This is a genomic window from Paraburkholderia unamae (assembly GCF_003268775.1).
GTDB lineage: Bacteria > Pseudomonadota > Gammaproteobacteria > Burkholderiales > Burkholderiaceae > Paraburkholderia > Paraburkholderia unamae.
In genome coordinates this window covers 43,510-56,310 of sequence record NZ_QLSU01000016.1, presented here as the reverse complement: position 1 = coordinate 56,310, position 12,801 = coordinate 43,510, and the positions used below count along the sequence as shown (strand labels likewise).

9 protein-coding genes and 1 pseudogene are annotated in these 12,801 nt (G+C 59.4%); all 10 read left to right on the top strand.

What is annotated here, in order from left to right:
* The first annotated feature begins 74 nt into the window (after window positions 1-74).
* The 10 genes and pseudogenes from C7401_RS24910 to C7401_RS24870 all read left to right on the top strand — a co-directional run bounded on the left by C7401_RS24910 (window position 75) and on the right by C7401_RS24870 (window position 12,801).
* Window positions 75-1,172: a zinc-binding dehydrogenase gene (locus tag C7401_RS24910; protein WP_112174084.1), complete on the top strand. Its 1,098-nt coding sequence runs from the start codon at window positions 75-77 to the stop codon at window positions 1,170-1,172.
* A 54-nt stretch (window positions 1,173-1,226) separates the two neighbouring features.
* On the top strand, window positions 1,227-1,682 hold the full coding sequence (locus tag C7401_RS45650; protein WP_224038308.1) for a hypothetical protein: 456 nt from the start codon (window positions 1,227-1,229) through the stop codon (window positions 1,680-1,682).
* Window positions 1,683-2,004: 322 nt separating this feature from the next.
* Window positions 2,005-2,184 carry a hypothetical protein gene (locus tag C7401_RS45070; protein ID WP_181565690.1) on the top strand — a complete coding sequence of 60 codons (180 nt, stop codon included), beginning with the start codon at window positions 2,005-2,007 and terminating at the stop codon, window positions 2,182-2,184.
* A 355-nt stretch (window positions 2,185-2,539) separates the two neighbouring features.
* Window positions 2,540-3,044, top strand: a pseudogene (locus C7401_RS24900) (helix-turn-helix domain-containing protein); the annotation flags it as partial.
* A gap of 2,811 nt (window positions 3,045-5,855) precedes the next feature.
* Window positions 5,856-7,217 carry an MFS transporter gene (locus C7401_RS24895; protein ID WP_112174082.1) on the top strand — a complete coding sequence of 454 codons (1,362 nt, stop codon included), beginning with the start codon at window positions 5,856-5,858 and terminating at the stop codon, window positions 7,215-7,217.
* A 93-nt stretch (window positions 7,218-7,310) separates the two neighbouring features.
* The gene (locus C7401_RS24890) at window positions 7,311-8,600 is read left to right on the top strand and encodes a porin (protein ID WP_258397223.1); all 1,290 of its coding nucleotides are present in this window, start codon (window positions 7,311-7,313) and stop codon (window positions 8,598-8,600) included.
* Window positions 8,601-8,839: 239 nt separating this feature from the next.
* Window positions 8,840-9,334 carry a flavin reductase family protein gene (locus C7401_RS24885; protein ID WP_181565680.1) on the top strand — a complete coding sequence of 165 codons (495 nt, stop codon included), beginning with the start codon at window positions 8,840-8,842 and terminating at the stop codon, window positions 9,332-9,334.
* 49 nt (window positions 9,335-9,383) lie between these two features.
* Complete coding sequence (locus tag C7401_RS24880; protein WP_181565679.1) at window positions 9,384-10,610, top strand: acyl-CoA dehydrogenase family protein; 1,227 nt, start codon at window positions 9,384-9,386, stop codon at window positions 10,608-10,610.
* Window positions 10,611-10,666: 56 nt separating this feature from the next.
* The gene (locus C7401_RS24875) at window positions 10,667-11,557 is read left to right on the top strand and encodes an alpha/beta hydrolase (RefSeq protein ID WP_112174078.1); all 891 of its coding nucleotides are present in this window, start codon (window positions 10,667-10,669) and stop codon (window positions 11,555-11,557) included.
* Between the two features lie 77 nt (window positions 11,558-11,634).
* Window positions 11,635-12,801 (top strand): VOC family protein, encoded by a 1,167-nt coding sequence (locus tag C7401_RS24870; RefSeq protein WP_112174077.1) that lies wholly within the window; start codon window positions 11,635-11,637, stop codon window positions 12,799-12,801.

The following is a 12,801-nucleotide window of genomic DNA, read 5'->3' as shown; positions in this document are numbered from 1 at the left end:
TCCTGGGATCGCGCCGGGCCTTGTTGCCGATTTTAAGCCTGCCAGAATCGACGCGTCCCCCTACTGGAAGCGCCATGAAAGCCGCCATTCTGAAAACGCTCAACACGCCGCTCGCGATTGAACAGATTCCGCAGCCTCTTGCCGGCACCGGTGAGGTCATCGTGGATGTCGTTGCCGCGCCGGTATTGTCCTATGCGCAGGAAGTGTTCAGCGGCGCACGCCGCTATCCCATCGAATTGCCGATCGTGCCGGGCTGCGGCGCGATCGGCCGGGTGCGGACAACCGGTCCGGATGCGACGCATCTGCAAGCGGGCGACTGGGTGTTCTGCGACCCGACCGTGCGCTCGCGCGACGACGCGCTCATGCCCGACATCGTGTTGCAGGGCTGGAGCGCGCGAGGCGAGGGCGGCGCAAAGTTGCAGCGGTATTTCCATGACGGGCCGTTCGCGGAACAACTGCGGGTGCCGACCGAGAACGCGGTGCGTATCGGAACGATCGGAACGATCGGAACGATCGATGCGGCCGACGCCGCGCGATGGTGTGCGCTCAACACGTTGCTTGTGCCTTATGGCGGGCTGCTGGCCGCCGATCTGCGCGCCGGTGAGATCGTGCTCGTGAGCGGCGCGACCGGCAACTTCGGCAGCGCATGCGTTGCGGTCGCGCTTGCCATGGGCGCGCGCTGTGTCGTTGCCCCCGGCCGCAACGCACAAGCGCTCGAAACGCTGGCGCGCAAATTCGGCGAGCGCGTGCGGACCGTTGCGCTTGGCGGCGACGAAGCAACGGATCGCGAGCGCATGCAACAAGCCGCGCCTGGGCCGATCGACTGCGTGATCGACCTCATGCCGCCTTCGGTGCCGGCCGCGACGGTGCGCACCGCGGTGATGGCGGTGCGCCCGTATGGGCGTGTGGTGCTGATGGGCGGTGTGGGCATGCTGGGCGGTGCGGGACTGGAGCTGCCGTATCCGTGGATCATGCGCAATGACATCACGTTGAAGGGCAAGTGGATGTACCCCACGCAAGCCGTGACGCTGATGACCGGTTTGATCCGCGGCGGCTTGCTGGATCTCGGTCATTTCGATGTGACGACATTTGCACTCGACGAAGCGAACGAAGCCGTAGCGCATGCCGCGGCGAACGGCGGGCCGTTCAGAATGACGGTGATTTGCCTATAGGCCTGACGAATCATCGATCCCTATTTGCGTTTAACGAAGGCATCGTTCGACGGAATGATTACCGATTCGCACAAGCGATCATTTTTTCCTTCTTTTTGCGGTGTTTATACAACACGTTCGTTGGTGCACACACGGCTTTTGTTCGCCTCTGATAGTCTTTTCGCAGCGACAGTTCGGGTGGTTATGAACCTTGACGCGTGCAATCGCGAAATCGAAGACTGGGGAGGCTCATCCATGTTGCATTGGCTTTCAAACCTGATTGCCCACAATGCCGCAACGCCGGAGAAGCAGGCTCAACGCGCGCTGGGTGAATTGCGCATGGCACTGTTCCAGGCCGAACAGCGGGTCCTGGACGCACAACTACAGGCTGAGTATTACCGCATGCGAATTGCGTTTTGTGAGGAAGTGCTGAAGACCGGCATCGAACAGGTGTCGGACCATCGGAAAGGGCAGCTTGAAGCGGTGACGCATGACTTGCGTCCGAACCTGAAGCTGACGACTTCGCAATAGCCGAAGGCCGGAGGCAGCCTTCACAGGGCGGGCTGCCTCGTGTTTCGAGGTAGAGGGAAAAATATCATAGCGTGATGTAATATTGAAGGGTGGGGCTTTACAACTGATGTAAGGCCGAATCCTTGTCACGATTTGGGGACAAGGCGCACACGCCTTATGGTTGCGCGGGATGCTTGTCGTTTCGATCGCTTTGGGGCGGCAAGCGTTGCCTCCTCGGCATCGAATTTGCTGAATCGGTGTAGGGCCCCTTACGGGTCGATGGTTTTGTTTCAGTGAATCTGAAACGGTCCATTCGAACACATAGACCCTATACCAGGAGACGATGATGGACTTCCGCAAAAACAGCCTCTCCAAGCCGGTCGAGAAGGACGATGCCGATCCGGCGAACGAACCTTACCTGCATCCGTATCAATCGCTCTTGCACGAGCCAACCGTCGCGCTGATTGGCAACCCAAGCGATCGCGCCGATGTCGCTACGGCGGCGATTCTTGGCTACAACTGACGACTGCGCTTCTTTCCTTATTCGTCGAGCAGAACGTTAGCCCTTCGCGTCACGCAGCATCGTGTGCATACGCGAAGGGAGTTCGGTATTTGCCGATCAATATCATAAGTATTCCGAATTGATTGGGTCGACTCGTGGACATCCCTCAGCCACCCCTGGGAATATCCAACGGCGCGACCTAAGGTGATTGTGTGTGGCGAGGAGGGTGGTTGCGGACTTATACATGGCCTCGTCCCGTTTGCCAAATGATCTGGCCTACAGCAAGCAGGTGCTGGATTGCATATATACATTCGGCCTGTTGATGGCACGGTTGTGCCTGGCCCCAATGGATTTCGCCTGTACCGGGATGCTTACGATGAGCATGCGCGAGCTGGACCGCCTGAAGGTGATCGAGGCCGTCACCGAGGCACGGCTGATGCCGTGGCGTGCGGCTGAACGGTTGGGCATCAGCCGTCGTCAGGTGGAGCGACTGGTGCTGCGGTATCGCGAGTCCGGGGCGTCCGGGCTGGTTTCGCGGCGGCGTGGCGGCGCCAGCAATCACCAGTTGCCTGCGGGTCTGGCGCAGCGGGCACTGGAGATCCTCCGCGAGCGCTACGCCGATTTCGGCCCGACGCTGGCCTGCGAGAAGCTGGCCGAATGCAATGGTCTGGTGCTGTCAAGGGAAACGGTCCGCAAGCTGATGCCGGACGCCGGACGCCGGACGCCGGACGCCGGACGCCGGACTCTGGATTCCACGCGCCCAGCACCCGCCGAAGGTCTACCAGCCACGCGCGCGCCGGGCCTGCCTGGGCGAGCTCATCCTGATCGACGGCAGCGACCACCGCTGGTTCGAGGAACGTGCACCAGCCTGCACGCTGCTTTCGATGCGGCGCTCGCTTTTGGGCTGAAACGGGGCGAGCCGAACGGGCACCTACGGGACCAGTTTGGTGCAAGCCCAGCGAATACGCCGCGGCCGTGCTCGTGCATCATGTGACGCCAGGGTGTCCCAATGCATCTGACTGACGACTTCTTCACTGCTCGTGCCCGCGTACTTGTCTGGAGGACTCACCGATGTTGCCATCGACAAATGCGGGGGAAACGCGATGCAATCGCAGTCCGCATTTTTACGATGAACAAGATCATGGACGCATACAACCACACGACGCCCTCGGGCCAATGTCGCTCCACAGTCGTAGGAGCGTTCATCGTTGGATCGCTAGGCACTCTTGCCGCCGCATCGCGGGGGGGAACGGAACAGAACGAATCCATAGAAAAAAGGTGCGAATGACATGAAGCGCAGCGGAATGGTGCCGCAATCACATTGCTCGTGATATTCGATGGTCTCTTTCCGCCGCATTGCGGATATCGTATCTGGGGTCGTTGGCGATTGGCTGCGCAGCGATCTTCCTCCTCAAGCAGATGCTGCACACTATGGTAGTCGTGAGCCGTGCACGGACGGCATTATGCAGAAGCGGCGTAGCGCTGCTCCCTCGAGTCCGTGTTGAGCAGCAACGTGCGTAACGTTCGTCCGTGGTCACCGTAGTCGGTGAAGTTGAGTGAGATCGAGCGCGCTTTGCAGCGGAATCGCACGCGTGGATCCACATCGGAGCGTGAAACTCGAGGGAGTGGCCTCTGCCGAAGCAGTCTGCTCCCGAACATTCAGGCAGGTGGCGACACCGGACGGGCATTTTTTGACACTATGGGCAGAATGTCAAGCCGTCATCCGCTGTGTCCGTCGACTCGGGAAATGCAACTACCGGTCTGTTAGCATTTCGCTAGCTACGCAACTGCGTGGGCAAAGACGGTCTTCAGGCAACGGGGTGCGTCCTGACGCGCGGCTGGCGTGCCGACGTCCTGATGCTGCGCAGTGAACGCCTGGCACCTCGCACACCCTGCGCAGACTCGCGTCTCCATAGCCAGTTAAGGGACGTTCCTTCGGCGGGTACCGCATCGATGATGAAATATTGGCACGTCGGCTCGCCGACGTACGACGCCAGCCTCGCTGTCTTGGCCGATGGCAGTAAGAAAATTGCCTGGGGGAACTTCGACAGTCGCTGTCGGGTTCACCCAGGACAGCCCAGACCGTTGAGGACTATGTTCGGGTTCCGGCTGGGCAAGCCAGCTTCTCTCTTCGCGTCTTTCTCGACCAGTACCGCCCTGGCCGCTGCGGATGGACTCCGATAGCGATCAATGATGCAGAATTCTTACCCGAAGAGGCCAGCGGGCCCGGCGCAACGAGCGGATTTGCTGCACGGGGCGATGGTCCCGACCGTAAGACCTTTACGTACCGCTGTCTCCGGGTTGTGAATCTGCCCGGCGGCGAGCCGAAATTTCTTCTGAGGTGCATGCAAGCAGCAGCGTCCATACGCGACAGAAATGGACTATCGATCAACGGTGGGATTGTCGATGTTGACATGCAACTCGCACCGGGCCCGCCACAACCGGTGGTACCGTCTAAGGCTTCAGCTAACTGAAAGGCCGCGCAATGTCGCTGGATACCTGCCTCGGTAAAAGCGCCTTCAGTCTGAGAGGACATCGTCGACGCGCCTCAGCTGATCGGTCCGTCGCAGCTGCGGCGGATGGCTTGTCGCCGCGACGCCGGAACGAAGGTCCCTTGTTCGAGCCGAGCGGCCGCTTGAATGGCAAGTTAAGCACTAAAGCGACCGTCTGAAGATGGCCGGCTACCGCCCGATATTGTCGGCCGGGAACCGCTGAATGGCTCGAGTCATCGCTCGTGTCTCGACTTTCCTTTCTTGCGGCCGCCCAACCACCACATCGTGGCCCCCAAAAAATGCCGCCGATCATGAACATACTGATATTTCTAGTGACATCTGGCATTCCGACTTCGTGTTGCTGCAAAACCTGAATTGCCGTGAAAATGACAGCGGTACCAACGCCCCAAGTCAGGGATCCGCGAACTACGACAAATCGCAGCATCGAATTCTCCATGCGAGCACGACAGGTTGATCAGACACACATAACAGAACGACTCAACCTCGACAGCGAGATCGACATGTAGCGACGAATTGTCGACAGTTTTGCCCGCTCTGTCGAATGCCCAAACGTGGCGGCACCGGCGGTTCGGAGGCGGCAGCGCGTTGTGACACACGCAACGGTGACAGAATCAACGCGGCCTACGCCAGTGCATGCATCAGGCGCGAGATAACTGACTTCTTTCCGATCACGTCCTTCAGCTCCTGGAGAGACACTGACGCTTCCTCGGGCGTGCGCGATGCTGGAAACCACCCTTGGCACTCTTACTGCCGCTTTGCCGAGAGCGACCGCATACGTTCAGGTACGCCTCGCCTTGATCCGCGGCCAGTAACCTTGCACAGTCGCGGGGCCATACCGGAACCTCAGTCGCACACTCGCGAGCAGGATTGGGATTTTCCCTGGCGAACGCTCGACGAAACCTCTCGTTATCACATCCCCGCGCAGGTTCGAGCGCCGGTATGCCTTGCATGCATCTCCGCAGCCTAAAATGCATTGGCCGATTCCCCACGCTTTTTATAGTCTCTCCCCACACTCTCGATCAGTGTCCGGCTCGTGCGCTGTTGCTCCAGCGGCAGATGGTGTCAAGGAGCTTTCCAGGCTTGCCGGCGGAACCGAGTGTGCCTATGGCCCCATATCTGGCCTTCGATAGCTTCGATAAAAAGGTGTCCGCGATAAGGACGCCGTGGAGACGATAAAACGTGAACCAGTTAAACGTGTCTGAATTCATCGCGACAAGCGATTTCCGGCGTTTCCATTTTCTTCTGCTGATTATCGGCTTCTTTTGCGTCATCTTCGACGGTTACGATACCGCGGTGTTCGGCGCCATTCTGCCGTCAATGATGAAGGAGTGGCATCTCACAGCCGTGGAAGCGGGGGCCCTGGGTAGCTACAGCCTCTTCGGCATGTTGTTTGGGGCATTCACGTTTGGTGTTCTCGCCGATCGCTATGGCCGCAAACGGATGGTGGCTGTCACCGTGATCCTGTTCAGCCTGTTCACGGCGCTCGGTGGGATTGCGCCCGGGCCCAAGGTCTTCGGATTTTTCCGTTTCATGGCGGGGCTGGGCCTTGGGGGCATTCTGCCCAATGCAATCGCTTTACTCACCGACTACTCGCCCAAAAAAACGCGTACGACCATCACGGCGATAGTGTTCTGCGGATACTGCCTGGGCGGCATGCTTTCCCCGTTCATCGGCATACTTGCAATCGGGAATTATGGTTGGCGCATCGTACTTTGGGTCGGAGCCCTGCCACTGATCTTTCTGCCGCTGGCCTACCGGTACATGCCGGAATCCAGCTTCATTCTGCTGCGCGAAGGCAGAAGGGAGGAGTTGCTCGCCGTGCTCGCCCGCATCAATCCAGCAAGAAAGATCGATGCCGAAGTACGGCTTTACGAAGAACACGACGTCAGTACGCGGGTTCCTCTTGCCGGCCTGTTCGGCGAAGGACGCGCGTTGAGTACGGTGATGTTTACGGCCGCCATCTTCTTTCACCTGATCCTCGGTTATGGCCTGATCAACTGGCTACCCAAGCTGATGCTGGAAGCCGGTTTCAGTATGAACTCGAGCCTGATGTTCCTGATCGTGCTTCAGTGCGGCGCGATTGTCGGGACCGTAGTCATGGGCTATGCCGGTGATCATTATTCGCTCAAGCGAATACTCGTCGGCATGTATCTGCTCGGTTCAGTAACCATGGTGCTGTTCGCACTGAACCGGAATGCGACCTTGGCTTATGTCCTGATTGCAGTAGCAGGCGTGCCCGTGGTCGGTGCGATGAACCTTGTGCAGGTGTATATCTCGCAGTTTTATCCCGCGTTCGTCCGATCGACGGCTATGGGGTTCTCGTCGAGCGTAGGACGTGTCGGCGGCATGCTGGGACCGTTGCTGGCAGGCTGGCTGGTCGACATGTCGTTCTCGATCCACAGCATGTTCTTTGCTTTCGCCATTCCAGGCGTGCTCTCCGCGATTTCGATCTCCGCCGTCCAGCACCGCTACTCCACCGACCGGTCGCGTAAAGGACAAGCCGAGGTGGGTATGCGGCTGGCTGGAGAGGTCGAGAAGTAAGCGCGGCTAGTCGAAGAATTCAATACCGCGCGCTCAGCGCGGGTTGATTGAATGATGCTGAAAAAACTACACAATATTAAATTAGGAGATCTTATGAATATCGAGAAAGTTGGTAAGGGTATGCCACGCTCATCAATGAACGCCGATGAATCGCAGCGTCTTCTGGCTCCGCAAAGACCGAGCCGCTCCACGCGATCATCCTGCACCCTCAGCCCTGTGCCGAGGCGTTTGGAAAAGGCATTTCTTGCGCTTCTTGGCTTCAGCGCGACGACGGGTATTGCCCATGCGCAATCGAGCGTAACGCTCTTCGGTATTCTGGATGGCGGCATTCTCTACGTGAACAATATGAAGAACACGGCCGGTGGTCCAGGCGGTTCCGTGGTGCAGACCCTCAGTGGGCCTTTGCTGGCGCCCCGCTGGGGCTTGAGAATCGGAGAAGACCTGGGCGGCGGACTGCGTGCGATAGCCCAACTGGAAAACGGATTCGACCAGTTCAGCGGGGCCTCCCTGCAAGGGGGGCGGCTATTCGGTCGTCAGGCATGGGTGGGGCTGTCGTCCACGCAGTACGGCACGCTGACCATGGGGCGGCAATACAGTGCGTTGCAGGACTTCTTCGGGCCGTTGCTGGCGGCCGCGAGTCTGACGGGATCGGCGCTGCACCCGATGGATAACGAAGGGTTCCTGACCTATCGCACCGACAATTCGGTTAAGTACCTTAGCCCCGTCTATGCCGGCTTGCAGGCGGAAGCAATGTACGCGTTCTCGAATTCAACAAATTTCGCCAATAACCGTTCCTGGAACGTTGGCGCGACCTATAACAGCAATGGCCTGCAACTGGCGGCGGTTTACGTCCGCCTGAGTCAGCCGGCCATCGACACCACTGGCGCGACGCCCTCGGATTCCTACTTCAATCCGGCGAAGATGCCTTTCCTCTCATCGGCCAAAAACGTGCAGGAGTGGGGGCTCACCGGCCGATATACGTTCGACAATGCGACGTTGGGTTTGATGTACACGAACACCCATTTCGACAATCCGAGTCCCACGGCCAGCTCGTTGTTTTCTTCGTGGACAGGCAGTGGCGGCGGCAACGGCTCGGTCCATTTCGAAAATATCGAGGGCAGCGTCAGTTACAACTTCAAGCCGTGGTTGATTGGCGGAATAGCGCAATCCTACACGCACGCCACCCAGGGAGCGGGAGCGGGCAATTACTGGCAAACGACGGTGGGCGTTTCGTATTTTCTTTCCAAGCGTACGAACGTCTATGCGGATGCGTTCTATCAGAAGACGTCTAAAAATTTGAATGCGTGGATTCCACTAACGGCTTCTCCATCGAGCACGAATACGCAGGTTGCAGCGGTGTTCGGCCTTTGCCACAGATTCTAGAAGCTCCACAGGGCGCGGGAAAAGCTGGCCTGGCGAGCACCGCGCCCAAACACGGTTTGTGACCGTGAAGCGGCGCGCCGGCATGGTATCGCTCTCGTCGGGTTGACATGCAAAACAGACATGCACGCCATGCATGGCCGTGCAAAAAATAGCATTTCACAGCGAATTTTCCGGTGGATATCATGAATCCATAGCTAACCGGGTGCGGTAAGGCGATGAAGAAAATACGGAGTGGAGACATGTTCGATACCGTCAGTGAAGCCGATTTCAAGTCCGCCATGAAGAACCTGGCCGCTGGTGTCACGCTGATTACCAGCGTTTCCAGAACGCAGCGCGGCGGCATGACCGCAACGGCAGTCTGTTCGCTGTCTGCCGCACCGGCGCAACTGGTCGTTTGCGTGAATCGGCAGAATGCGACCCATCAGATGATCATGGAAAGCCGCAAGTTCTGTGTGAATGTACTGGCGGCGGACCAGAGTGAAGTCGCGCACAGGTTCTCGAATCCCCACGCGCGTACCGAGCGTTTCGAGCACGGGCAGTGGTCGGTCCTGAAGACTGGGGCGCCGGTTTTGATGGACGCGCTGGTCGCCTTCGATTGCGAGCTGGGCGAGGCGATCGACTCCGGCACGCATTCGATTTTCGTTGGCCGCGTGATTGGCGTTCACGCACAGGAGCAATGCTCGCCGCTGCTCTATTACCGTAGCGGCTATGCCGGTATTACGGCGCACGCCTGAAGACGGGATCGCGTCAATCAATCATGAACCGCTAACGACGAGGGTAAAGATGGTTACTCAGCAGGTTATTGAAAACAATGGACTGGCGCTTCTTCCTTCATACCGGATGGTCGACGACAGCTGGATGAACAGCGAAGAGCGTGCGTTGTTCAACGAGGCGCTGGATTGCGTCTGGCTCCTTAAGGAGCGTGAAGCGGACTGCGTGCGTCAGCGTAACGTGCCGAAGGCGACGGTGGATCGCTTTCGCGAAACGGGCCTCTCGCGCATTCTCCAGCCCAGGCGCTATGGAGGCTTGCAAAGCTCGCCGCTTCTGCTCTCGCGCGTCGTGGAGGAACTGGCGATGGGTTGTCCGTCTAGCGCATGGGTCCTCTCGGTATTCGGTGAGCATGCCTGGGTCGTCGGCTGTTTCCCGGAGGAAGCTCAAGAAGATGTGTGGGGCGCGAATCCTCTGGCGGTCGTCGCTTCGAGCCTCGCGCCTCGCGCGACGGCTCAGCGCGTGAAGGGGGGATATCACGTTACCGGAACCTATCCTTTCGCGAGCGGTTGCAAACATGCGGAGTGGCTGGTGGTCGGCGCCTGGGTGGAGCATGAAGGTGGACGCTCGCTGCAGTACATGCTCGTGCCCATGTCGGAAGTGACGATCATCGACGACTGGCAGACACTGGGCCTGCGTGGCACGGGCAGCAACACCGTCTCGCTCAATGGAGTATTTGTGCCGGAGCATCGCATGGTGAGCGATGCGGGGCTCAAGAAGGGCGAGACACCCGGCAGCGCGGTGCATCCCGATTACCCGTTGCTCAAGGCGCCGCGCGCGGCGTTCGCCATCTTCACGCAACTGCCGGTTACGCTCGCACTGGCGCGCCTGGTGCTCGAACATACGGGCATTACCATGCGTGGTCGTGTATCGCGCGGCATGACTACGCTGTCCGATTCGCAGATTATCCAGTGCAAGCTGGGAGAAGCCGCTGCGGACATAGACGCCGCGATCTTTGTTGCACATCGCCGTCACATGCACGTCGCCGATCTGATCGCATCTGGAAAGAGTGTGTCGGCGCAGGACGCGCAAGCCGCGCACCGCGATTCGGTGTGGGCGAACCGCGTTGCGCGTCGCGGTATCGAGACACTGGTGTCGACTACCAGCGCCGAGATCGTGCACGACCGCAACCCGCTGCAGTCGTGGTACCGCGATTCGCTGACCACCGGTTCGCATTTTGGTGCGAACTGGGAGGCCGCGATGGCTCCCTACGGCCGGATGCTTCTTGGTATGGCGGGCTGAGCGAACCCCACAGCCGGTTTTTCGAATCGTACAAAGTTCTATAAGGAATACTGAAAATGATCGAGCAGTTGGAAGATATCAACGTTCAGGACGTGGTCTATCTGAAGCACAACGACGTGGAGTTGTTGGCGCGCGTCTACACGCCGGAAGGCGAAGGCCCGTTTCCCGCGGTGATCGAGCTGCACGGCGGTGCCTGGAGCAAGTTCGACCGCACGCGCGGCAAGGCGGTGCACGAAGCGCTGGCTCGCTCGGGGCTCGTGGTGGTGTCGCTCGACTTCCGCCAGGGCGTGCAGGGTGCTTACCCGAAATCGCCGTCCGACATCAATTACGGCATTCGCTGGCTGAAGGCGAATGCCACACGGTTCAAGGTCGATCCTCAGCGCATTGGTTTGTCCGGCAATTCGAGCGGTGGCCATCTGGGCATGCTGGTGGCAATGCGCCCACATGACGCACAGTACGCATCGATTCCGCTTCCGCCGGGCTCGCCGGAGGTCGACGCGACGGTGCGGTGCATCTCGATGTTGTGGCCTGTCATCAACCCGTACGGCCGCTATCGGTACGCAAAGCGCCTGTTGGCCGAAGGGAATGCGCCGGATTGGGCGGCCGAGGTGATTGGCCTGCACGATGGTTATTGGCAGACCGAAGGAAACATGAAGGAAGGAAGCCCGACCCTGGTTCTGGAGCGCGGCGAATCGGTTTATCTGCCTCCCGCCCTGTGGGTGCTCGCCACCGACGACGATGTCCACAACTACCACGATATCGAATCCGAAGTGCCCGGCACGGAGGCGGATCGATTCATGCAGCGCTACCAGGAAGCCGGCGGCGAGATCGAACTGGCGGTCTACGAAGCACCGATGATGTTCACCACCATGCACCCGACGCTGCCTGCCTCGGTTGCCGCGATGCAGCGGGTAGTCGACTTCGCGCATCAGCATCTGTCGAAGTAAGCCGCGTGCGATGGCGGACTGCCCGCACGTGGCGTCCGCCACGCATCAGAGAAAGACAAGAAACGGAGATAGCAGGCATGCATCAAGAGGAACGTTACGACGTAGGCGGTGTGACCTTTGCACGTCCTTTCAAGGCGGTGCGGCTCGGTCACGTCGGGGTCTGGACGGCAGACACGGAGGCTAGTGAGGAACGTCTTGTCGATCTGTTCGGGCTTCATCAAACCGAGCGGATGACGGGCAAGGAAGGCGAACTGCTCGGCTGCTTCACGACCTGCAATACCGATCATCACGCGCTGGTCGCGATCAATCCGGCCACGGCCGATCCGGAGCGCCGTGCGTACTATGAGGTCGGCGCTACGCTAAACCAGATTTCGTTTCAGGTGAACAGCCTCCGTGAGGTCAACGAGGCTTATCGATTCTTCAAGGCCAGGGGCATCAAGGTTCAACGCATCGGCCGCGATCTGCCTGGCAGCAACTGGGCGGTCTATGCCTACGACCCGGACGGTCATCGCGTCGAACTGTTCTATGGCATGGAGCAGGTCGGCTGGCAAGGCCGTAGCAAGCCCGCGGCAATGTACAACCATCTGCCGTATCAGGAATTCGAACTGCCGATGCAGGCGGAGTTGCTCGAAGTGACGCAAGCGCGCGAGCAGAACATCGATCTGCTCTCGGGCTATGGCCGTGACTCGGCGCTGCCGTACCGCTTCGATGTTGGTGGAATACTGCAGCAACGCCCGTTCAAGGTCAGTGCCATGGGCCCGGTGCGCCTGTTTTGCTCTGACCTCGCTGCTTCTGAGCGCTTCTATACCGAAACCATCGGCTTGACCCGGTCGGCGGAAGTCGAGTGGGAAGGTCATCGCTGTGTATTCCTGCGCGCCGGGGCCGAGCATCACAGTATTGCGCTCTATCCGCTGGCGCTGCGCGAGAGGCTGAAGCTTGGCAGCCGAACATTGCTGATGAGCCTCGGAATGCGCGTACAGACGTACCGGCAACTCAAGGACGCACGCAAGTTTCTGGGCGAAGCCGGTTTGAAGGAGGTGAATTTGCCGGTTGCGCTGCATCCAGGAATTGCGTACGCGGTTCGTTTCATGCTCGATGACATCCATTGCATCGAGTTGTATTTCGAAATGGAGCAGTTCGGCACGGGACCGGTGGTGCGAGCCTCGGACATGGCCTGGCCCGATCAGTTGCCGGGTAGCGCATCGAGTTATGCAGAGCAGACGCGGCCCGGCCCCATGGCGTGA